Here is a 22564-nt window from a genome sequence, read left to right as displayed (position 1 = left end):
TTGAATGAAGAGCTTAGTTAAGAAAATTTCAATTTTATTAGTGGTAATTGCTGTAGCAACAACTATAAGCTATTCTGTCTCTCAAGAGGCTGGTAAAGGCGATCTACCAGAACCATATAGCATGTTTTCTTTCACATTATAATTCTACATAATCATTATATTTTGTGGCACAGGCAAAAACCTGTGCCATTTTTTTTATCTCTATCATTCCTACTTACCCTCAGAAACCTATCCACTTTATCGAAAAATATAGTAAGAAACCAAACAAATAGGAGAGATAGACCATGACACATAATTGCCGTGCAGAAATGTTAGAAGAAAAGCAAATCTTTACCCTGTTTGGGAAGCTACGGACTAGCACTACTTCTTTTATACAGCATGATTTATTAACTACCTTAAACCAAGAAGCGAAGAGATATGTGATTGATCTTAGGAAAGTTACGGATTTGGATTGCAGAGGGATAGGACTGCTTGTGACTTTAAAAAATTCAATTAAAGATTCTGCAAAAGTAGTGGAACTGATTATTGAGGATTCTTTTGTCCGAGAATTAATCATAATGGCAAAATTAGATCAGATGTTTCTTGTAACTTCCGAAAGAGCATACCGCTAAATTAGTAATTTATTATGATAATGACTCACACTAATTCAATATAATGTTGGACAAGCTTAGGACATAGTAATCCTAAGCATTTTTTATAATCTTAATTTCTGGATTGTTTAATTTCAATATTAAAATTTTATATTCCTCTGTAACAAACTCTAACAATCATTAGTCTAAATAGTTGATTGGAAAAAATAGGAATTAACGGAGGGTGTAAAATGAAATTAACGAAGAAAATGGTATTATTCAGTTCTGTTTGTGTAATGGGTGTAGGCTTGTTAACTGGTTGTGGGATTGAGGATCTGAAGCTAGCTGGAAATAAGGTTTCAGCAGAAGAAGTGAAGTCGAAGGATGGAATAGAGGATTTAAACCTTGAGGGTAAAGGAGTTTATAACGGTGAACTTGAAAATGGTTTAGTTGAAATTACAATGGATGGTTCATTAACTCCTTTCCAACTAACAGATGAAGCAAAGAAACAATTGGCGTCTATTAATGGTGGGGATGAAGTATCTTTCATCTATACTGATACCCAAATAGAACATAGGACAATAGAAAAATTCCTTCTTAAGTAACTTTGAGGAACAAAGTTAGAGTTATGTAGAAAATGCCGCAAAATAAACGCTTAGGAACTTAAAGTCCTAAGCGTTTTAACTATTTATATGTAAATGGTGATAATAATAAGGATGGTTGAACTAATACTATGTATGTATTATTTTTTGCTTTTCTTTTTCATCGATTTTAGAAGATAGCCACCTTTAAATCTCCGAGGCTCATAGGAAATCATAAAGGCATAAGGCTCGTATTGTTCAATTATATTGATTAATTTATCCTCCACATTTCTCTTCGTTAAAATCTGAAGCTGATAGCGAATACTCTCTTTTCCCATTCCTTCAAATACCGTCACCCCGAATCCATTATCACGAAGATTTGAGACAAGCTCCATGTTCTTATTCAATAAATTGACGGTCAGGGTTGTGTACCCTAATGCTAATTTATTTTCAATAACTCCTCCTAAATAGATACCTGCTGAAAATCCTGTTGCATATACAAGCATCTCCGCTATACTTTGCTCTCCGCTAAGGACGATAGATAACCCAAACACATAAATTAATGCTTCTAAAAATCCAAAAATAGCAGCAGGTAGGATCATATTCTTCACAACAAAAATAATCCGGAGGGATAGGATTGGTACCAGTATAATCTGTAATAAGAAAATAAGAAGGATGCTAGACAATGGAATCTCCCTTTCTTTAAGGTTTCATTCAAGTTAACTAAGACTCTTTACTTTAGCATTTACTAAAACGTAGAAATCATGAATAGGTCCAACTATGATAAGCTTGTTTTGTTATAATTTCATTACCCTAAATCAGTATTCATTCCAAAAAATAATTCATTTTCTTGTTACCGTTTTGTATCTCAACCGTTTTATCTATGAAGGGGGGAGCAAGTGAAATCTATTGACAGTATTTATAATCATTATTTTCAAGATATTTATCGTTTCCTACTCTCCCTTAGTCATGATCACCACACCGCAGAAGACTTAGTTCAGGAAACTTTTTTTCGGGCTCACCTTAATATTGAACATTACGATGGGGAAACCGTTAAATCCTGGTTGTTTTCTGTGGCGTACCGAGCTTACATCGACTATTACCGGAAGCATAAACGAATGGTAATAAAGGAACAAGGTTTCTTCTCAAATCTCTTCGACCAGAAGAAGGTTATGTTGGATACTATCGTTTTAAAAGAAGAAATTAGTGAAATTGTTATGCTGTTAGACAGCTTGCCAGAAAAACATAAATTCGCGGTGCTGCTCCATGATTTCCATGGATTGTCTCAGACGGAAGGGGCAGAGGTTATGAACATCCAACAAAGTCATTTTAAAGTATTGTTATTTAGAGGCAGGCAGGCGATTAGGCGCAGAAAGGCGGAAGAAAATGAGTGATGAATTTAAACGGAAACTAGAAGCCTATGAAAAAGGCGAGTTATCTGAAGCAGAGTTGGAAGCCTTTGAAAAAGAGTTACAGAAGCTAGAAGAATATCAGGAATTTTTGCAAGAGAATGATCAGCCAGAAGATCACGCTAAAAAAAATAATGTAAACGATAAGAAGCAGAAAAAAATCTTAAGACGAGGGAAATGGAATGCTAGAATTCAAACAGCGTTAACCGCACTCTTATTATTTATAGCATTCACCATGTTATCAGGTATATTTACGGGTATTTATTATTCGTGGGGAAAGCCTGACCGACTTGAAGTGTTACGAAACGTGATTGATCACACGCTTACGGTTACGAATCCCTATGGTTATCTAGGGGGGACGAGTACAAACACGAAAGCCTATTTTGGTTTAGAGGCGACACGAGATTTAAGTAAAATGGTAGGGCATGATCGCATCGAGGTCGGAGAGTTGAAAGTGAATTTTCTATTTTCGATGATGGCTATTCCGGAAGAACAACATTATGGAAGGGTTTCTCAGGATCGACCAGCGTTTACGTATCCAGGTATGGGTTCTAGAGGGATGTCGGATTGGTCACAACTAGAGGAGATCTCTGATGGGACAGTCGTTTCTGCTTATGTATCCTTTTCTAAACTACTTGAAACAAAGGAAGTATTTGATTCATTTGAAGGGAAAAACATGGACCTACTTTGGTTAGCTGTTGATACAGGAAGAGAAACAACAGGTTTTAATGAAGGAATCGTTTTTGAACCGATCGGATTTCCAAGCTATCCAATCTGGCATGAAGATGATTTTATTGTCACGGACCGAAAGATAGAAGAGGGTGGATGGTTTGGTCCAAAAGTGATATCTGAAGGTGCTACTTCACCGGAATATGAAACGGGTGACCAAGAAGTGCTTCAAAAGCAATTCATGAAGACGTTAGCCTTTCTAGAGCCTAATGAGAGAAAAGCGAACAATCTAGTATTCCATGAACTTGAACTGGATGAACGAATTGACTATCTCAACAAGAATGGATTCCAGCACTATGGAGCAGTAATCACAGGCCCTACAAAAGAGATTTTAAAACTAAAGGATGAAGAATGGATTGCTGAGTTGGAAGTAGATGAAGTAGCATTTTGGAACTGGGAAGAGCAGTAGGGAAAAGGAAAGTTGCCTCATAACAGATCTCAGTTAGTTAATCCGAGTGGAACTTTAATTTTAGAAAATAAATAAGAATTGTGATGGTACCAAGTGGGCTAATATAATGTCCACCTGTAACGAAAATCAACACCGAGTTTTAACAAGGCCTTTAAAAAAGATAGCTAATTAGAAAACTAGTGACATTTATCATATATGATACCCTTCATATGTCACTTTCTACTAGATTCCTATTGAGGGATAATTAGAATAGCTATAAAAAACAAAGTAGGTAAGGAGAATATCATGTTAAATTCTGATTTAGATATACGTTTAGAACCACGCATTAAAGAATTGTATCAATTACATAAGGACCGTTCTGCCAATATTGATTGGAGTTATCATGAATTTATTCCATGGGACAAGGCTATGTCTTTCAAGCGAGTTCCTTGGGAGGAAAGTCAAGTTACACTTCCAGAGGGTGTGATTGTAGCCATTGAAACAGCGTTACTGACAGAGGTTAATTTACCTTGGTATACTTCGCATCTGGACTATACATTTAAAAACTCAATGGAAGTCATTAATGACTTCGTTCGTACTTGGACCGCTGAAGAAGACCAGCACTCTAGCTTATTGGAAACATACCTATTAGTGACACGAAATGTGAATCCAAAAAGATTACATGAGTTGAGAAAAAGAGTTGTGGAAAGTGGTTGGTTTCCAGATTTTACGAACCCACTAGCAACGATGGCCTATACGTCATTACAAGAGTTAGCCACACTCGTTTTTTATAATAATGTAGCAAAAATAGCTGCTCCGCATGATAAAGATTTAGCGACACTACTTCGACGTTTAGCAAAAGATGAAGCCCTTCATTATGCATTTTATCGTGACACAGTGAAAGCACATCTTGAGCTTGATCCGAATTTCATTGTTTTCTTTGAAGATGTCATTATTAATTTCTCGATGCCTGGTGCGGTGATGCCTGACTTCAATGAAAGAATGAAAACCATTGCGATTGATGCCAATTATGGCCCACTTCAATACTTTGACCAGGTACTTGATGTGATTGTCACGTATTGGGATATTGCTAACCTACAACCTACTAGCGAAGAGGCTAAACAATCACAAGAGAATATCTTAAAATATCACGGCCGTCTAAAGAGAATCAGAGACCGTCAGCTAGCCAAAAAATAAAAGAATCGTATGAAAGGAAATCTTTATTATGAAACCTACCTGTGAAATATGTGATAAAGAAACAAAAGATAAAGTAAGTTACTTAGAACTTGAGACATGGGAATTTGATTTTTTAAAGAAAGAGAAAAAAGAATTCTACTCGATTTGTTTTGAGTGTTTTGACAAACATACCAATCAGTTTATTGATAAAGGAATGGATCTTGAATTAAGAAAGAAACGTGCACTTTCAGTAAATAAAGAAATTCAAGAAGAGATTGAGGATATTCTGGATATAGAATATAAATTTTAATTACTGAACAAGCATTTAGGTGCGTATGTAGCTAAAGTATAGTAATAATAGGCAGAGGGAGCAAAAGCTCCTTCTTTTTTATGTCCTGCATTAGGTTAGGGTGAAGTGAGGGGCCTTATTAAGAAAATACTACCAATCTCCTAGAACTATTTAGTAATATATAGATATAACTGGAAATTACTTGAGGGGAAAGACGAACAAAATGATGAAGAAAATAGGGTTTGTATTAATTTTTTTGTTAACGTTTGTTTTAGCAATATCGGCAATTGTTCGTTATTTTGTATTAGATCCCGTTGAGACCAACGCCATCCTTATTAGAGAAGGAATGGTAATGTTTGAAATGAAAAATGGGTTATGGAACATAGCATTGTATATTCATATAGTAACAGCTGCTCTTCCTTTGATTATGGGGCCATTTTTATTTATAAAAAAGCTGAGAAATCGGAACTTACTTCTTCATCGGAATTTAGGAAAAGCTTACGTCCTCATGATTCTGATTAGTTCTACAGTGGGGATCTATTTATCGTTTTACGCACATGGAGGAATTTTCGCCATCCTTGGATTTTTATGCTTAGATCTAGCGTGGTTGTATACGACTTTTAAAGCCTATCAATATATTCGCAAAAAACAACTGGTTCTTCATGAGGAATGGATGTATCGGAGCTATGCGGTTACATTTGCAGCCATCACATTTCGAATGTGGTCTGCGATTGTCGGCTATTCCATTGATCACTTTACAATTGGGTATATTGTAGCTATTTGGCTAAGTTGGATGGGGAATTTAATCGCTATTGAATTATGGATTCGGTTTATCCATCGTAAAGGACAATTACAAAGCACCAACCTTAGTCATTACAGGTGAAAAGGATGTGTTCTTCCCTGCTAGCAAAATAAGCAAGGTTGCTAACAATATCATTCCAAATTTAACAGCATGTAAAATCTATGATATGGGACACTTTCCATCAGAAGGTGATCTTGTCGTTATATATAATGAGATTCAAGATTTCTTAAAAGAACATTACTAACTATAATTTTACTTTTTTCATTGGTGTGGATTAAGTTCATTCTACGTAGGAATATCAACTGGCAATGAGCGTAACCAAAATGAGTTTGCGGAAGGACCTTATAAAGATGAGTCGCTTTTCAGGTTTAAATGAACAATCTATTAAATTTATTTGTCTGATATTCTTTGCTTCCATGATTGTCGTACTCCAAATAAATAATTATTTAATTTTACTAACCTGGAGTCTTCTAACCTATTTCTTCTTTCTTAAAGCAGATAAGAATATTAAACAATTTATGCTCACAATTCTTTCATTGGGATTCGGATTTTACTTATATTTATATGCCAGGTCACATTGGAATCTAGAGCCTTCTGTCTTAGAGAGAGTTTATCTTATACTCTTAATCATTCCACTTATTATTGTATTTCTGTTTCTAGGAAGAAAGGTATCCCTTTATTGGAAAAAACCTGAATGGAATAATCTTATTTGGTTTCCATTTATATGGACTGGATTCCATAACACTACTATAAGTAAGTTTCTGATGATTGCCATATCAATCAATATTTTGTCCCTTCTACCTTTTTATATGGATCATCTTGAATTTATTAGAAGTGCCTTACTAGGAATACTGCTATTTTCGGTTATTAATGCAACACTTGAAGAAGTCATATGGAGAGGTTTACTACTCAAACTATTTTCAGAGCAAGTAGGAGACAAATGGGCTGTGATCATAACAAGTATTGGATTTGGATTACAACATTACTCACTTGGATTCTCTTGGATCAGTTGTATGTTCTTCGCATTAGGAGGTTTGTTTTTCGGAGGCCTCACCGTTCGATCCAATAGTATCTTTCCAACAATCATATGGCATATTGTCTTAAATTTTTTAATGGTTAGTAGTGGTCTAATCAAACTCTAATGTTAGTTTTGGCATGGGGTAACTACCGTAGATTGTTTAGAAGAACATCTTAAGTCCAATTAACAATAATCCAAAGTCCAAAGAACCAGTCACATCAATCGGGATCCCAAACCTATGTAGAGGTCAAAGACTCTCCTTGATAGGAGTGGTTCTTTTTTATGTGTGAACAAAGAGTAAATCACTTGATACAGTTGGATATAAACATGGAGGCATCTTGATTCATAAAGATACTTTTACCGTGGTAGAATGTCTTCATTTCTATTGAATGAAAGCCAACTTCGGACAAAATATTTTTCAGTTCTTCATGCGAAAAACCGTTATGAACTTTTGGATGATTGATATGATCATTTTTATCAAAATCAACAATAATTAGTTTTCCACCATCGTTTAAAATATTGAACAGTTCTTGTACAATTTTCTTCGTATCTGGGATATGAAGGAGAACTAATGACATTAAAATGATGTCTGCCTTTAGTTCAGGTGTTTCCCCAGTGAAATCAGAAAAAAGCACGTTTGAATTGGAAATTCCTCTGCTAGAAATTTTAGCTTTGGCAACCTCCAACATTTGTTTAGAGGAATCTACTAACAATACAGATTCTACTAGATCTGATAATTCTAAACTAACTAACCCCGTCCCACTCCCATAGTCAAGTAAGGATTTTGATTGACAATTCTGTAATTCGGATTTCACTTCATTTGCAACTACTTTTGCTAATTCCACTCTTGGTTCTGTATCATATCTTTTTGCCATCTCTTCAAACACGTTATCTTCCATAATTCCATATTCAACTCCTTGTTGATAAAAACGAATGCTACATAGTGGTCATATTATAACAAAGTTTAAAGGTAATCTCCTATTTTACTGCCTCCCCAAAAAAACTGGAGAAGCATAAGGTTGGAATAAAGAAATTTACTTTAGAAGCCTGCTTGCATAATCCAGATCTATTTGTTAATATCGTTTCATAGCTAATGATTCAGAAAAAAGGAGGGATTCTAATTCATTCCTATAAAAATGAAGGAGAACTTCTACCTGAAGAAATTGATACCATTAATCGTTTAACGCAAATACCTATTGAATCTCTAGATCTTGATGCAATTGCTGTAGTAACTAATTTATATCGTGTTGCCCAAGGGTTAAAGAACAAAATGGAGCAGGAAGTTTTATCAGAATACGGATTATCATGGACTGCATTTTCCATGCTTTATGATTTGTGGATATGGGAATCAGTTGAGACAAAGAAGCTAGCGGAGTCTTCAGGTGTTTCAAAAGCCACTGTCAGTAATATAACCAAAACCCTCGAAAATAAAGAACTTTGTTTTAGGAAAACAGACAATAGAGATCGAAGAATTACCTATGTTGCACTAACTGATAAGGGTAAGCAAGTAATGGAGCAACTTTACCCTCGGTTCCATAAAGGAGAAGTTGAAATTGTTGCAAGCCTTTCAACAAATGAGCAAATAGAAATAACTAAATTACTTAGAACGGTTATTAGAGATAATAACTTTTAATAACAATAAAATATTGTAGCTGCAATGACAGGAAACCCAGTAGTAGTTATCTCCCTGTGTACAGAGAGTCGGTGGTTGGTGCAAACCGATACATAGATAACACGAATTACATTCCTTGAGCTTTCTTTGTGGATAAGCAAAGAACGGTCGAGCCGTTAACTCGCTTAAGTGGGAGGATTTGTTGATCCTTCAATTAGGGTGGTACCGCGTGTAAAAGTTAACCACGTCCCTTTATTTTTTAGGGATGTGGTTTTTTTATATTTATTTTTGGGAGGAAATTAGGATGAGTCATGTACTGGAACAATTAAACGAGAAACAAATAAAAGAAGTAAAGAGACAAATGACGATGTACAGCCAAGGAGTTCAAGAAATTATTCCAGCTGAAGAGCTAGAAAATAAAGTAGCAAAGTCAGTATTAGAAAATAAACCACTTAAGATTAAGTTAGGACTAGATCCTTCAGCGCCAGATGTTCATCTAGGACATACGGTTGTCCTAAACAAGATGAGGCAGTTTCAGGAGAACGGACATATCATTCAACTTATAATTGGGGATTTCACTGGTAAAATTGGTGACCCAACTGGTAAATCAGTTGCAAGAAAACAGCTAACGGATGAGCAAGTAAAGCATAATGCGCAAACCTATTTCGAACAATTTGCAAAGATTATTGATATGGAAAAGGTTGAGCTACATTACAATTCTAAATGGTTATCAACGTTGAATTTTGAAGATGTCATTCAGCTTGCAGGGAAAATAACGGTAGCACGCTTGTTAGAGCGAGATGACTTTGAAGAACGAATTGCTATGGGCAAACCAATTTCTCTGCACGAATTCTTTTACCCTCTAATGCAAGGTTATGATTCAGTGATGCTAGACTGCGATATAGAACTGGGTGGAACAGACCAGCACTTTAACATTTTAATGGGAAGGCATTACCAAGAAAAGTTTGGAAAAGAGAAACAAGTGGCTTTGTTAATGCCATTATTAGAGGGTCTTGACGGTGTAGAAAAGATGTCTAAATCAAAGAACAACTACATCGGGATTGATGAAAGACCGCAAGAAATGTACGGAAAAGCCATGTCTATTCCCGATGAACTAATGGTTAAATACTTTGAACTAATCACAGATTTTACTCCAGAACAAATTCAAAAAGTAAAAGAAGACCTAAATGCAGGATCCTTACACCCGAGGGATGCGAAAATGTTATTAGGTAAAACGATTGTTAGAATGTACCATGGCATGGAAGAAGCAATTAAAGCAGAGCAGCATTTCGTCTCTGTTTTCCAGGAAGGGACATTACCTGATGAGATGCCAGAGGTGAAATGGAACGGAAACGGCGAAACACCAGTGATTGATTTACTCGTTGATTTACAATTACTAAACTCAAAAAGTGAAGCACGAAGAATGGTTGAAAACAAAGGAGTAAAAATAAATGGAGAAAGAGTAGAGGATCCTAAATTAATAGTGTCTATTACGGATGGATTAATACTACAGGTAGGTAAACGAAAGTTTGTAAAGATAAAGAAGTAATCGATGTAGAGGTGCAACTTTAATGTTGTACCTTTATTTTTGTTCTTTATATTAACCCAGGGAGGAATAATACTTTTTTAATTGAATACAAACATATGTGTTTATCAAAATTAAGTCAATATGTTTTCATGAATCTTCATAAAGAACGGGGGATTACAATTTTAATTCTAGTCGGTATTTTACTAACTTTCATTACCGTTATATTATTCTTGATTTTATGTGCTTTTATAGTAGGTTCTTTGATTAGAAAGAGACCTTTCCCTAAAAAATTATTGATTGCAACATTATCTGGGATTGTTATAGTTTCCTTCATTTATATTTATGAAATGTACTTTTTTACATTTAGTGAAATTGACCGAACTTCGGTCCAAGCGGGACCTGGCCCTATATTATCACCAACCGAAGAATATACGGCTAATGCCTATTATGAACTATACGGTGGGGCAGCAGGTGGTGTTAATGTATGGGTTGAAATTACCTACAATCATGAGAAAAATAAAGTGAAAACTGTTTATTATAGTGATGCCAAAAGAGATATTATGATTAAATGGGTGGATGAAGATACCCTTTCTATTTTAAATAACGATTCAAATAATCCAGATTTAAATAGAAGTGTCGAATTAGATATTGGGAAAGAGATTTATCACGAAACTGGATTAGCTTGTAAAAGTTTATTAATGAAGGATGAATATGAGACTTGCTATCAAGATTGATATACCTTGTTGGCTTTAAAATGAACACTGTATGGAGAACTGCACCCCTTTTGTTAGAAAACACTAACCCATGGGGTGTTTTTTTTTGCTCATTAAGAAACCCTTTTTAGGTTTATGTGAAACCAAATGGAAGGTCAGCCGTAGATATAAATAAGGATAAAAAAGGAAATTCAGTAATAAGAAGAGGTTGGACTTATGTACTACAAAACAGAGATGTAGGAGGAAGATGATGAAACCGGTTCTGACATTAGATAACGTCAAAAAGACGATTAAAGGGAAGAGCATTATTAATGGTATTAGTTTTACGGTTACAGAAGGAGAGGTTTTTGGTTTCTTAGGACCCAATGGAGCAGGGAAAACAACGACCATTCGAATGATTGTGGGTCTCATGGGAATTACAGAAGGTGATATCGTTGTTTGTGGGAAAAGCATAAAGAAGGATTTTGAAGGAGCAGTCAGCAACATCGGTGCGATTGTTGAAAACCCAGAAATGTACAAGTTTTTATCAGGTTACCAAAATCTCCTTCAATACGCTCGAATGCATAAAGGAATTACAAAAGAAAAGATCAATGAAGTGGTTGAGCTTGTTGGGTTAACAGCTAGAATAAATGATAAAGTGAGAACTTATTCATTAGGTATGAGGCAGCGCCTTGGTTTAGCGCAATGTTTATTACATAGTCCGAAGCTATTAATCTTAGATGAACCAACAAATGGTTTGGATCCTGCAGGTATAAGAGAAATTCGAGATCATCTGCGTATGCTTACCAGGGAAAAGGGATTAAGTGTAATTGTATCGAGCCACTTATTATCGGAAATGGAAATGATGTGTGATCGAATTGCGATTATCCAAAATGGAAGTTTAGTAGATGTACAGCAGGTCCGTGACTTTGTACAAAATGACCAACTAATGTATACCTTTGAAACAGGAATTCTAGGAGAAGCTGAAGGTTGGTTACAAGAGGAATTTAACGCAACGATTGTAGAAAAGGGTTTTACCATTGAGGTTGAAAAAGCTACAATTCCGGCACTTATGCAGAAATTAATCCATTCCAATATTGATGTTTATAGTGCATTTCCAGTTTCAAAATCATTAGAGGATCGCTTTTTCGAAATAACAGCGGGTAAGGGGGAGTAGGACATTGGGTAAATTAATCATAAATGAATGGGTGAAAATTTTTAGAAGACCTGGTACATATGTCATGATTGGGCTAGTGGTTCTTTTCATCTTAGCTTATGCCGGAATTAATAAGTATGAAGAGTCGCATTCACAGCCAATGAATAACTCCAGTTGGAAGCAGGAACTAGAAACACAGATTGAGTACGATAAACAATCTTTAAGTGAGATGGGCGGTATAAACTCGAACCTTAAAATGTTTTATGAACGAGAAATTGCTATAAAGGAATACCAGCTCGAGCACGAAATCGCTCCACAAACGGAAAAGCATGTGTGGTCATTTGTTAACGATGCAAAGGCAGCCATTAGCTTTGCCGGGCTATTTACAATTATTATTGCAGCGGGTATCGTTGCTTCCGAGTTCTCCTGGGGTACGGTGAAATTACTTTTAATCAGACCACTAAGTCGATCGAAGATTTTACTATCAAAATATCTTACAGTTGTCTTATTTGGTTTACTTTTACTCACTATTATTTATACCATGTCTAGTCTAGTTGGACTTTTACTATTTGGGATGCCATCAAGTGAAGTACCTCATTTAGCTTATGCTAATGGTGAGGTCGTTGAACGAAATATTGCACTCCACCTAATCGGACAATATTTCTTAGGCTCCATTGATATCTTAATGATTGCAACCATGGCGTTTATGATTTCAGCGGTTTTCCGTAACAGTTCTCTTGCGATAGGGATCTCTTTATTCCTCTTTTTCATGGGTGGAACAGCTACGATGGTGCTAGCAAGCAGATTTGAATGGACAAAATATATCTTATTTGCAAACACCAATCTGTCCGTCTACTTTGACGGTGTACCACCAATAGAAGGGATGACACTTACTTTCTCTGTAATCATGTTAGTCCTATACTTTGTTGTGTTTCATTTGCTTGCCTTTAGTGTGTTTCGTAAGAGGGATGTTGCTGCGTAAAACAGTGATCGTATAAAAAGAGTATTTACCTAATAATAGTAAGTAGTTCCGGTAGCGTGTTGAAAGCTTAATATCGCAGCTCTTAGTTAACGAACGAGAGGGGGACATCATGTTGGAATGGCTCTGGTTACCATTGATTGTTGCATTTTCTCTAACTTATTATGCTCATAAGAATAAATTGAAGCATCAGCAAAAATTAAGAGAAATTGATTTGAAAGAGAAACAAATTGAGTTGGAAATGCTGAAAGAAAGAAACAGCTCGAACAGAGATAATAAAGGGTATTAAATATACGACTAAAAGGTCTTTAATTGATTAGAACAGCACATTCAAACACAAAAAGCTTGGGATATCCCAAGCTTTTTGTGTGTTAAAGTATTGTTGTTAATTAGTTTGCTATTTATATGTCAAAATAAAAAAAATGAAACCAAATCAATATTTAGTCGTCTTAGCATTAGCAGAAAAGAGGTGAAACTTTTTGAATGACAGCAATAGACATGAACTTGAGGACAAGGATCGTTGGTTCGAGCAAACGATGGATGAATACGGGGAGAGACTTACTAAGCTTGCCTACAATTACGTGAAGGATTGGAGCTTAGCAGAGGATATTGTGCAGGATGTTTTTGTTACTTGCTATAAACAATTTGAACATATTGATCAGGTTGCCTATTTAAAATCATGGATTTATAAAATTGCGATTAATAAATGTAAAGATACGTTGAAAAGCTCCTATATGAAAAAGGTAATCTATGATTCAAATCTGTTTCGTTTTTTCTCATCTAAAGAACGTACACCAGAGATGGAGCTACTTCATCGAAGTGAAGAAGAACATTTATCAATAAGTGTTCTATCCCTGTCAGTAAAATATCGGGAAGTAATCATCCTTTATTACTACGATGAGTTATCGATAGAAGAAATCAGTGATTTACTGGAACTAAACCAGAACACAGTGAAAACTAGACTTAATAGAGGACGATTAAAATTAAAAGAAATATTGGAAAAGGAGTGAAGAGGATGGTGAACGAAAAGCTAACAAATTTACGTAATGCAATGGATTCTTCCACTCATAAAGGAAGACATTTTACAGATATTCAGAAGGCAAAGATTAAACATGTGATACAAGCTAAAGAAATTGTAAGACCTAGTAAACTAAAAAATTATTTACTATTTGCCATTACACCTATAACGATTGCATTTGCAGCCTTTATGCTGACTGTTGAATTAACGAAACCTCCAGTGAATCCAGAACCTTCTCAAGGCGGAACTAGCCCAGGAATGATTGAACAGGATTGGGAGCCACGCAATCAGTTTGTGAAGGATGGGGAAGTATTGTTCACTATTTTTCCAGACCCAGCTCTTACTGCAACTACAAAAAAATCCTACGGCTATATGGTTAGTTTTACAGAACCATTTGAAACATTTGAAGGAAAGACAATGGCGATTTATGCTACTCATAAAGACACGGGCATGCAAATAACTATACGTCCTCCAAAACTGATCACTGAATCTTCTCCTGGGTACGATAGTTTACAGAGATTTACTTTTGAAGCGAATACACCTCTTAGTGGGTATTGGAAATATAAAGTGGTACTAGATGGTGAGGTCTACGGCGATGTCATCCTATATATTCCAGAAAACCAAGAGGAAGAAGCTCCGGAATATTTACTGGATCCCAACCTAGAACTAGTAGATTATAACTTTGAGGATTTAGCAGCCGAACTAAAAAATAAAGGGATAGAACACAAACTACCTAGTAAACTTCCTGTGGAAATTATTAACTATGAAATTATTGAAGGAGATCCCAATAATCCATATGCACCAAAAGATATCTCTATTGTGCTAAATGGAGAAAATGGTGAGATTTTTACAGTAAGGTCTGGAATAATAGATCTTCCTGAACTATTCTTTAGTACTCAAGTAAATATGAAGGAAGAAGAAGTAAGTATTAGTGGTCACAAAGGTCTTTATATCGAAGGGTACATGTTAAAATGGTTGGAAGAAGAGGAGATAGCTTATACATTTACCTCAAGTAAACTACTTTCAAAAGAAACCATGATTCAAGTGGGGGAGTCATTTAAGTAAAGAATGAAGTTTGGTAGTGGAGCGATTCTTCAAGATGAAGGTCGCTCTTTTCTTATCTAATTACTGTTGGAATTATTAAACCATTAATTAGGAATAATGTTAAAATATCCTAAAAGGAGGTTATCGTGTTGGGTTCTAGAATCATGCATTTAATCATTGGTAATAAAATTGCAGAATCTTTACAAATAGAAGATAAAACATCATTTTTGCTAGGGAGTATTGCAGCGGATGCCGTTTTTTCATTTGAAGAAAAGAACCGATCACATTTCTTTATAGGTGACGTAAAGGACTGTTCAAGAAGAGTCGATGAACAAGGGTTTTTACATAAGTATAAGGTGCATGTAGAAAATAAAAATCACTATATACTGGGGTACTATACACATTTGCTTGCTGATGATCTATGGCTTAAAGGCTTTTATCTCTCTTGGTTAAAAAACAGAATGGATGCTGATGAAGAATTATATAAGTTATATCATAATGATTTTAGAATATTAAACGGAAGATTATTAGAATACTATGGTTTTACTAATGAGCTTAGAAAGGCACTTGAGCACTTTCCTTCAATAGTAGATTTGGAAGAGGTTAAATCAGACGATGTAAGACAATTTGTTCCTTATGTCTTAGGAGACATGGAGTATGGTAAGGAAGTAATAAATGAGCAACTTACTGTGTTTACGTTTGATCAAATAATCGGTTATTTAGAGACATCCGTTAATCTGGGGTTACTGAAAGTTAAGCCCTTTTTTACCAAATAGATACAGAGTGACGATACCACTCATTTTAGAATAGTTTGCTTCAACTAAATATGATTCACTTTAACTAGTCTCAAAAATTTAAAAGAAGATATTAGTTTCCTTTCCTGTGAATATAGTAGTAAAAAATAGTTCTAGGAGGGAATATGGACTTTTTATTAAAAGGATCAGCGTATGTTGTATATGTTCTGTTTTCACTTTATTTCTTTTTTGGCAAGGATGTTAATAAACGAAAAACGAAACACACCGGAATCATCATGCTAGTCAGCATTTTAGTATTAAGTTATTACTATTGGTTTCCACATGAATAAGCAAAACTAACTACTCTAAAGTAGCACTTGGAAGGTTTGATCAACTTCTCACTTATCACACTAGGTGTGGCAAAAGGGAGGATTCTGTCTTCTTTCGTCGAATATAGTGGGAAAGTGAAGTAGGTTGTATGGGGAGAGAGTAAAGTGAATGGAACAGAGATAAACCCATTTATGAAAGAAAAAACTAGAAAAATTGACGTAAGTTCATTGATAGATTGGTTGGATTCGAAAAAAGATGAATTTTATAAAGCAGCTTTACTCTATTTAAAAGATGACCAACAAGTTCAGGTCGTTTTTAATAGAGTAATCAAAGAGCTACTGGAAGAGAAGCAACCATTAAAAGGTAGTGTAAATACTTCGTTTACCCATCTTTTTATAAAGGAATGTAAGGAAGTTTCTACGAATGAATTTAATTCGTTAGAGGGAGAAACACTTACAAAGTTAAGTCAATTGAACGAAAGTTATAAAGATGCCATTATATTAAAATATATACTACATTTACCTTATGATGAAGTTTCCGATCTGCTCCAAATTCCTATTGAAACGGTTAAATCACATCTGCTTTCGGGAATTCAATTACTTCAAGATGAAGTGGAAGACAGCTCCGAAAATGAGTCTTGCATTCGGTATCAAGCTAGTTTTGTAGATTATCTAGACATGACGTTAGGAAGAAGAGATCAAATCGCACTGGAAATACATATACATAAGTGTGATAGCTGTAATAATAGATTGTATTTGCTTCAACAAGCTTATTTAACCCTCTGCAGCGAGTTGGATGAATTCATGGCACCCTCTACAATTATGGATGGTGTTAGTGAGTTTATAGAGGCGGCTGTTAAGAAGAGTGAGAATCAAAGAAAGAAACGGATTATAAAAAGTACAGCTATCGCCTCTATTTTAGCTATGGTGATTCTTCTAGGGGTTGTGTCCAATGGATTTAATTACATGTATTATACCTGGCTTGACTGGAATCAATCAGAAGATGAAGAAATGCTAGCCTACTTAAAAGGTGGATTGGGAGAGCCATTAAACATTGTGTCAGAACATAACGGTGTGAAAGTAACCATTAAAACGGCGATTGCGGATGATTACCAGACACTTATATTCTATGAGGTAGAAGATACGAAGAATGAACAACAAAAATATGCAATTAATATGTTTGAGGGGATATACATTGAAAATGAGAGTGAAGTTTTTAGCTCCCAGAATCATCATTTAGCTAGATTGCCGTTTGAAGGTAAGATCATAGAGCGAGGAGAGAAAAAAGTATTTAGTGGTAAGCTTAGTCTATTACCTATTTCTGACGAAAGTGGGACTATAAAGCTTAAGGTATCAAGGCTAACAGAAGTAAACGGAGAGCTTAGTGAGCTGTATGAAAACTATCAGGTGGAAGGTCTTGAAGGTGATTGGAGCGTCGAAATACCAGTGACTAAACAAGCTTCCATTGAACATATCGTCAATCAGGAAGTTGAAGTTGACGGAACCCCAGTCACCATTGAAAAGATCATTTTTGCGCCAACGGTTACCATGCTTCAATACATTTATGAACATTATACGGAAGAAAGTGGTTTCGTTCACGATATTCATCTTGATCGTATTGTGAAAGGTGATAGCCAAGCTCCATTCTATAATTTTTATAATATGGATGATCAAAGCGGTGCTTACATAAAAAGTTTTGACTCACTTTATTTTGAAAAGTCTAAGGATATTAACATCTATTTTAGCTCTATCCACTATGGAGTGGGAGATGAGGTATCTTTTGACCTAAATGCTAATGAAAACTCTATACAGACCTTTGAATATCTAGATCATCCTCTCACCTTAGAGAGCGAAAACAACGGAAATCAAACGAAATTTATCCTTACCCTTCCACCCCCAAGGGATAGACGATATGAATCTCTGAACTTTGAGTTTCGCACGGATAACGAATCTGAGATGCTCAATATGAATTATAACCATGTTGAGTGGGTAATGATTGATCGTGAAGGCAAGGAACTTAAAGAAGACGAGTATAACTATTATGAAATCTTTGAAGCTAATAAGGAACAACCCACCTATTATCCAATTAAGTATGAAATAGAATTAATAAGAGATTCTAATGTTGAACAAACGTTTCCTACAAAGCTTCTAATACATGGTTATGATTTTAGAAAATATATAGATGAAAGTGTGGATGTAGAGTTAGATTAATCCATCCATAAGAAGGGCTTAGAGATAACATTCTCGAGGCCTTTTTTATTTGGCTCTGTTTAGAACAATATACATTTGTATGAAAATATTTAAAGGGTTTTTCATCATTTAATAGAACTGTTATATTATTCCATTTAATAAAAGGAGGAATGTAGAATATGCCAATTAGAAGTGGGTTTTTCTTTAGCATTGTTTTCTTTGTGTTAGCTTTACTTTTTGAATTGGAAAATCCGGGTTTCTCAATTACCAATATATTTCTTGGATTAATTGCAGGTGCACTTATCGACTTAAATATTAAAATTTTTTATAAAAATAAAGTAGGTAAAGTAAGTAGACTAATCGAGGGAAGACCAAAAGTAATTTCCATAAAAAAAGAATTGTAGAATGGTTATGAGTTGCTGTGAAAACTTGTAGGGATAAAAAAGTCAGTAGATTTGAAACTAAAAAGTAGCTGTTTCGTCTAACTTATAAAGGCAATAAGAGAGGATGTTGCGCTATGAAAAAATTGAATATTATCTTCTCTTTATTTCTTGTGTCCATAGTTTTATTTGGCTGCCAGCAAGGTCATGAGGAAAATATTTTACAAGCTAACAACAAGATCACCATTTCTCCAATGGACAATCCTTCCGAAGAGATGGTTTTTGAAGATACAGAAACAATCGAAATGATTAAAGAAGCAGTAGTTCAAGCAGAAAAACAATCAGGTGTTGTTAATATGGCAGACCCTGAATATAAAGTGGCTATCGGGGATGAAACATTTTTCCTTTGGATTGATGGGAAATCTGGAACCATTATGAATATTGAAGATTCACATACGATTTATAATTTATCTGAACTTTCAGCCCAACAGATGAATGAAATGATTTCAGTTGATTATATGAAAATCAAAGAAATTGCTTGGAATTACTTAAGAGAACAGGGGTGGAATGATCGAGCTATGGAAGAATGGGAAAGTGCCGCTGTCAGTAAAATGATCGCTAATAAAGACTATGTACTATTAGATAAAAATTATGAAGGGAAAGAGGTATTCAAGATTTCTTTTGAAGATCATGCGAATTCTGTTGTAGGTACTCCAGTTATATTGGTTGATGAGAGTACAAACAAAGTAATTGGCTATATGGCGGGAGAATAGCTAAAAGGTACCTAGCAGAACAGTTTCTAATCAAAGGATTAGAAGCTGTTTTTGTTTGAAAGGAAATTGACTGAATTATTATTCTAAGAAGGGTTACGCAATGACTAATCGAATGTTTATATATGATGTTAATTTGAGGGGGATTGCAATTATGACTAAACCGCTACTTAAGGGAATGGAAGGAGTCTTTATACCAGTAAAAAATCCAGCACTTTCAGCAAGCTGGTATGAGGAAATTCTTGGTTTTCAACTCATTTATATGGAAGAAGATGCTGCTGTCATGAAGATTGGCGAGCAAGCTCAAACGGTAGTTTGTCTGGTTAAGACGTTAAACCATCAACCCATGAAGTTTCCGGAGAATAACTTTGGAGTGGGAAAATACTATAATTTTATTCCTGATGATATAGAAGAAACTTATCGCCTATTACGCTCTAGGAATGTAAAAGTAAACAAAATGAGTGGAGAAGGGACTACAAAGTTTTTTACTTTCTATGACCCTGACGATAATCCATTAGGGGTTTGCCAACCATAATGTCTTGTTTCAAAGTAAACCTTTTAATAGTTAAACAAGTACCTAGATGTATAAATAAACTGAAAAAAGGAGATTCAAGATGTATCAATATTTCAAAGGCTTAGTCATAAGAGAAGGAACCGATGGTGTTCCGGCTGATTATGTGGAAGCTCTTTTTAAAGATGCGGGATGGTCAAGAAATACTCCAGATTGGCAAAAAGAGAAGTTTACCCTTATATTTAAAAATTCAACTTGGGCATTTACTGTCTGGGATTATGACAAGATGATTGGGATGGTAAGAGTTCTCTCAGATCAAATTATGGCTGCTACCATCATGGATTTAGTGGTTTTATCAGAATATCGTGGAAAAGGAATTGGAAAAAAACTCGTGGAACTTTGTGTTCAAAAACTTCCACATGGAGATTGGTTTGCACATACATCCGCTAATAATTTCAGCTTCTATGAGCAATGTGGTTTTGAGGTAAAAGACCTAACCCAAAATGGAACTTGTGCGTATTACGGTTATATTCAAGCTCGGAAAGATGGACATAGGTAGTTAATCAAAAGTCTATTAGAACTCTCTCTTTAAGAGGATGATAGGTTTAATAGATAGAAATTATTAGGAGATGAGTAATCATATGGAGGGAAATCAGGAAGTAATACATAGTGGTTTTGAAATCGAAGTAAATACCCCTTACTCGTTAAATTACTTAATATATATTCAAAACATTTATCTAAATAGTAAATTGGATGACGATGAAAGACCTAAGTTTCCATATATTGATTTTTCAATGTGTGGGATAGTAGATGAAGGTTTTAAAATGACCTTTATAGAAGTGTGGAGAGAGGCTGTAAATAAAAATTTTCAAAGTGGTTTGTATGATCATAATGCTATCTTAAAGTATGATCAAGCACTCTATCAAAAACTATTTTCGAACAATGAAAAAGGTGAATTTGGTTATTCAGAAAGTGTTAAATCCTTTTTAGCTTGGTGGGACGGAATTTATGGAAAGATAGCCATTGAAAGTGTGTTTGATCATGACCGAATGAATAAGGTTTATAAAGAACTTTCTACCTCTATACATGCCAATAAACGTCTGAAAATTGATTTACTATTTGATCAACCATTGATAACAGGGAGAACTGAACATTCTTGGTATACAGTCCTGCCAATTGAAGATATATTCATTCCCAAAAAGCGTCCAGAGGTCATATCGAGTTTATTAAAGTGTTGTAATATCACCTAACCTTTCGTTATGTCAGTTTAGAGTACTAGAGTGATCATCGGAAGTATTAACATTAATTTTGTTTTAGGAGAGCTATTATGGGTTTTATATTAATTACTATTGCTATCATTTGTTTTTTTATCATTGATAAAGTGATGCAAAGAAAGCTGAACACGCCAAAAAGAGGTTGGACTTGGTATAAACATGATCATAAAGGTTTCGCTACATTGTTTTATATCATCTTTATACTTATTATCCTACTACCGTTTATTTTTCCGGAGGTTAATTTATTTCTACTATTCCCATTCGCAGGTACACTGATAAACATACTGTTTACTATTGAGAAACTTATTTTCCAAAGAGAAACAAAACTATATTTAAATTATTTGCTAGATGCAAGTTTTTGGTTTGTCTTAGGTGTTATTGCCTATATCTTCTTTTAGGTAGATCAGTTGTGTATGTGTCAAGAACACATTAAAGCTATGAGGAGATGATTATGAAGCACATCAAGTTGGTTATATTATTATGTTTGTTAATGTCAGGATGTAGTACTGCCTCTACAGGTAATCCAACAGCACAGGATATTTTAGAGGAAAATAAGGATGCAGATATTATTAAGTTAGACGGTTTAATTTACTCAAGAAATATGACGAACTTTAACCAACCAGAGGGAGGCTATTCCAAAGGGGCAAAAATAGGTGTGATCAAAGCGAAAACTACTAATACTCTGTGGTATCGAAATCTCTACGCAAGTAAACTACCAAAAGGAACAGAAGTATTTTCAGCAGACGAGGAATACCAAAAGGGAGATGCGCCTTTTATCATTATAGTAGAAGTAGATGGAGAGTTAGTTGATTACCATGCTTTGATTGAAGGTTAAAATATGTTGGAGAGATCTTAGTTTTATAACCCAATCAAAATGATAAAACTACTATTAATGAACAAAAATGGAGATATAAGAAGGAGTGAGTGTACATGTATGAACTCAAAACAAAAGAAAACGACCTGGACGTAATAGAGTTTATTGAAAAGGTGGATCATCCTAAAAAACGGGAAGATGCATATAAGCTTTTAGATATTTTCGCAGAGACTACGGGATATGAAGCTAAAATGTGGGGAGCAAGTATAATTGGATTTGGTTCGTATCATTATAAATATGCTTCTGGGCATGAGGGGGACGCACCTTTAGTAGGTTTCTCACCTAGGAAAGCAAAAATCAGTCTATATTTTGCTACAGGTGATACAAACAGGGAGCACCTACTACAAAAATTCGGGAAACATACAACCGGAAAAGCTTGTGTATACATAAACAAAATCGATGATATCGATACGGAAGTGTTAAAGGAGTTAATTCTGCAATCAATAAAGTTCTTAAAAGACACCTATCCAGATTAATGAACTTCTTTTTTGGATACACACAACTAAGAGAAT

The 22564-nt window shown here is 34.9% G+C and carries 31 protein-coding genes and 1 other annotated feature; of the genes, 29 read left to right on the top strand and 2 right to left on the bottom strand.

The features are described 5' to 3' along the window. Positions 1 to 4 precede the first annotated feature (4 nt). From M1D60_RS18675 to M1D60_RS18665, 3 genes are all read left to right on the top strand, one after another. Positions 5 to 142 (top strand): hypothetical protein, encoded by a 138-nt coding sequence (locus M1D60_RS18675; RefSeq protein ID WP_456276336.1) that lies wholly within the window; start codon positions 5 to 7, stop codon positions 140 to 142. Between the two features lie 142 nt (positions 143 to 284). Further along, complete coding sequence (locus tag M1D60_RS18670; protein ID WP_456276335.1) at positions 285 to 611, top strand: STAS domain-containing protein; 327 nt, start codon at positions 285 to 287, stop codon at positions 609 to 611. 209 nt (positions 612 to 820) lie between these two features. After that, a complete protein-coding gene (locus M1D60_RS18665; protein ID WP_456276334.1) occupies positions 821 to 1174 on the top strand; it encodes a hypothetical protein in 354 nt (117 codons plus the stop codon). A 137-nt stretch (positions 1175 to 1311) separates the two neighbouring features. Here M1D60_RS18665 and M1D60_RS18660 read toward each other — a convergent pair whose 3' ends face one another. After that, the gene (locus M1D60_RS18660) at positions 1312 to 1836 is read right to left on the bottom strand and encodes a DUF2179 domain-containing protein (protein ID WP_456276333.1); all 525 of its coding nucleotides are present in this window, start codon (positions 1834 to 1836) and stop codon (positions 1312 to 1314) included. Between the two features lie 213 nt (positions 1837 to 2049). Here M1D60_RS18660 and M1D60_RS18655 point away from each other — a divergent pair, with 213 nt between their 5' ends. The 7 genes from M1D60_RS18655 (at position 2050) to M1D60_RS18625 (ending at position 7085) form a co-directional block, all read left to right on the top strand. Continuing rightward, positions 2050 to 2544: a sigma-70 family RNA polymerase sigma factor gene (locus tag M1D60_RS18655; RefSeq protein WP_456276332.1), complete on the top strand. Its 495-nt coding sequence runs from the start codon at positions 2050 to 2052 to the stop codon at positions 2542 to 2544. Then, on the top strand, positions 2537 to 3697 hold the full coding sequence (locus M1D60_RS18650; RefSeq protein WP_456276331.1) for an anti-sigma factor: 1161 nt from the start codon (positions 2537 to 2539) through the stop codon (positions 3695 to 3697). Before M1D60_RS18655 ends, M1D60_RS18650 begins: the two co-directional genes overlap by 8 nt. Positions 3698 to 3982: 285 nt before the next feature. Further along, on the top strand, positions 3983 to 4873 hold the full coding sequence (locus tag M1D60_RS18645; protein WP_456276330.1) for an acyl-ACP desaturase: 891 nt from the start codon (positions 3983 to 3985) through the stop codon (positions 4871 to 4873). A 28-nt stretch (positions 4874 to 4901) separates the two neighbouring features. Continuing rightward, positions 4902 to 5162 (top strand): hypothetical protein, encoded by a 261-nt coding sequence (locus tag M1D60_RS18640; protein ID WP_456276329.1) that lies wholly within the window; start codon positions 4902 to 4904, stop codon positions 5160 to 5162. A 202-nt stretch (positions 5163 to 5364) separates the two neighbouring features. Beyond that, the gene (locus M1D60_RS18635; protein ID WP_456276328.1) at positions 5365 to 6024 is read left to right on the top strand and encodes a DUF2306 domain-containing protein; all 660 of its coding nucleotides are present in this window, start codon (positions 5365 to 5367) and stop codon (positions 6022 to 6024) included. Then, positions 5954 to 6187 carry an alpha/beta fold hydrolase gene (locus M1D60_RS18630; RefSeq protein ID WP_456279555.1) on the top strand — a complete coding sequence of 78 codons (234 nt, stop codon included), beginning with the start codon at positions 5954 to 5956 and terminating at the stop codon, positions 6185 to 6187. The genes M1D60_RS18635 and M1D60_RS18630 overlap by 71 nt, the downstream gene beginning before the upstream one ends. 106 nt (positions 6188 to 6293) lie before the next feature. Further along, positions 6294 to 7085 carry a CPBP family intramembrane glutamic endopeptidase gene (locus M1D60_RS18625; RefSeq protein ID WP_456276327.1) on the top strand — a complete coding sequence of 264 codons (792 nt, stop codon included), beginning with the start codon at positions 6294 to 6296 and terminating at the stop codon, positions 7083 to 7085. 178 nt (positions 7086 to 7263) lie between these two features. Here M1D60_RS18625 and M1D60_RS18620 read toward each other — a convergent pair whose 3' ends face one another. After that, positions 7264 to 7860 carry a class I SAM-dependent methyltransferase gene (locus M1D60_RS18620; RefSeq protein WP_456276326.1) on the bottom strand — a complete coding sequence of 199 codons (597 nt, stop codon included), beginning with the start codon at positions 7858 to 7860 and terminating at the stop codon, positions 7264 to 7266. Between the two features lie 194 nt (positions 7861 to 8054). Here M1D60_RS18620 and M1D60_RS18615 point away from each other — a divergent pair, with 194 nt between their 5' ends. The 19 genes from M1D60_RS18615 to M1D60_RS18525 all read left to right on the top strand — a co-directional run bounded on the left by M1D60_RS18615 (position 8055) and on the right by M1D60_RS18525 (position 22528). Beyond that, positions 8055 to 8594 carry a MarR family transcriptional regulator gene (locus tag M1D60_RS18615; protein ID WP_456276325.1) on the top strand — a complete coding sequence of 180 codons (540 nt, stop codon included), beginning with the start codon at positions 8055 to 8057 and terminating at the stop codon, positions 8592 to 8594. A 15-nt stretch (positions 8595 to 8609) separates the two neighbouring features. Continuing rightward, positions 8610 to 8828, top strand: a binding site (T-box leader). A 49-nt stretch (positions 8829 to 8877) separates the two neighbouring features. Continuing rightward, entirely contained in the window at positions 8878 to 10122 is a 1245-nt protein-coding gene (gene tyrS / locus M1D60_RS18610) for a tyrosine--tRNA ligase (RefSeq protein ID WP_456276324.1), read from the top strand. A 239-nt stretch (positions 10123 to 10361) separates the two neighbouring features. Further along, positions 10362 to 10835, top strand: a complete 474-nt coding sequence (locus M1D60_RS18605) for a DUF5412 family protein (protein ID WP_456276323.1) — start codon at positions 10362 to 10364, stop codon at positions 10833 to 10835. Between the two features lie 229 nt (positions 10836 to 11064). Then, the gene (locus M1D60_RS18600; RefSeq protein ID WP_456279491.1) at positions 11065 to 11970 is read left to right on the top strand and encodes an ABC transporter ATP-binding protein; all 906 of its coding nucleotides are present in this window, start codon (positions 11065 to 11067) and stop codon (positions 11968 to 11970) included. Between the two features lie 4 nt (positions 11971 to 11974). Continuing rightward, complete coding sequence (locus tag M1D60_RS18595; protein ID WP_456276322.1) at positions 11975 to 12931, top strand: ABC transporter permease; 957 nt, start codon at positions 11975 to 11977, stop codon at positions 12929 to 12931. A gap of 109 nt (positions 12932 to 13040) precedes the next feature. Then, positions 13041 to 13217 carry a hypothetical protein gene (locus tag M1D60_RS18590; RefSeq protein ID WP_456276321.1) on the top strand — a complete coding sequence of 59 codons (177 nt, stop codon included), beginning with the start codon at positions 13041 to 13043 and terminating at the stop codon, positions 13215 to 13217. A gap of 190 nt (positions 13218 to 13407) precedes the next feature. Then, positions 13408 to 13938, top strand: coding sequence for a sigma-70 family RNA polymerase sigma factor (locus tag M1D60_RS18585; RefSeq protein WP_456276320.1), 531 nt, complete (start codon positions 13408 to 13410; stop codon positions 13936 to 13938). A 5-nt stretch (positions 13939 to 13943) separates the two neighbouring features. Next, positions 13944 to 15011: a hypothetical protein gene (locus M1D60_RS18580; RefSeq protein ID WP_456276319.1), complete on the top strand. Its 1068-nt coding sequence runs from the start codon at positions 13944 to 13946 to the stop codon at positions 15009 to 15011. A 128-nt stretch (positions 15012 to 15139) separates the two neighbouring features. After that, on the top strand, positions 15140 to 15766 hold the full coding sequence (locus M1D60_RS18575; protein WP_456276318.1) for a zinc dependent phospholipase C family protein: 627 nt from the start codon (positions 15140 to 15142) through the stop codon (positions 15764 to 15766). A gap of 143 nt (positions 15767 to 15909) precedes the next feature. After that, complete coding sequence (locus M1D60_RS18570; protein ID WP_456276317.1) at positions 15910 to 16074, top strand: hypothetical protein; 165 nt, start codon at positions 15910 to 15912, stop codon at positions 16072 to 16074. A 144-nt stretch (positions 16075 to 16218) separates the two neighbouring features. Further along, positions 16219 to 18264: a DUF4179 domain-containing protein gene (locus M1D60_RS18565; RefSeq protein WP_456276316.1), complete on the top strand. Its 2046-nt coding sequence runs from the start codon at positions 16219 to 16221 to the stop codon at positions 18262 to 18264. A gap of 158 nt (positions 18265 to 18422) precedes the next feature. Continuing rightward, complete coding sequence (locus tag M1D60_RS18560; protein ID WP_456276315.1) at positions 18423 to 18647, top strand: hypothetical protein; 225 nt, start codon at positions 18423 to 18425, stop codon at positions 18645 to 18647. A 113-nt stretch (positions 18648 to 18760) separates the two neighbouring features. Continuing rightward, on the top strand, positions 18761 to 19396 hold the full coding sequence (locus tag M1D60_RS18555) for a hypothetical protein (RefSeq protein WP_456276314.1): 636 nt from the start codon (positions 18761 to 18763) through the stop codon (positions 19394 to 19396). 151 nt (positions 19397 to 19547) lie between these two features. Next, entirely contained in the window at positions 19548 to 19928 is a 381-nt protein-coding gene (locus tag M1D60_RS18550; RefSeq protein WP_456279490.1) for a VOC family protein, read from the top strand. Between the two features lie 79 nt (positions 19929 to 20007). Next, positions 20008 to 20463 (top strand): GNAT family N-acetyltransferase, encoded by a 456-nt coding sequence (locus tag M1D60_RS18545; protein WP_456276313.1) that lies wholly within the window; start codon positions 20008 to 20010, stop codon positions 20461 to 20463. Between the two features lie 82 nt (positions 20464 to 20545). Further along, positions 20546 to 21154, top strand: a complete 609-nt coding sequence (locus tag M1D60_RS18540; protein WP_456276312.1) for a group-specific protein — start codon at positions 20546 to 20548, stop codon at positions 21152 to 21154. A gap of 77 nt (positions 21155 to 21231) precedes the next feature. Next, positions 21232 to 21576, top strand: a complete 345-nt coding sequence (locus M1D60_RS18535) for a DUF4181 domain-containing protein (RefSeq protein WP_456276311.1) — start codon at positions 21232 to 21234, stop codon at positions 21574 to 21576. A 53-nt stretch (positions 21577 to 21629) separates the two neighbouring features. After that, positions 21630 to 22013 carry a hypothetical protein gene (locus M1D60_RS18530; RefSeq protein ID WP_456276310.1) on the top strand — a complete coding sequence of 128 codons (384 nt, stop codon included), beginning with the start codon at positions 21630 to 21632 and terminating at the stop codon, positions 22011 to 22013. Between the two features lie 95 nt (positions 22014 to 22108). Next, entirely contained in the window at positions 22109 to 22528 is a 420-nt protein-coding gene (locus M1D60_RS18525) for a DUF1801 domain-containing protein (RefSeq protein WP_456276309.1), read from the top strand. The last annotated feature ends 36 nt before the right edge of the window (positions 22529 to 22564 follow it).

It is taken from the genome of Bacillus sp. AK128, from assembly GCF_053903075.1.
Note: the sequence above shows the minus strand (reverse complement) of the source record. Positions and strands in the feature narration are given on the sequence as shown.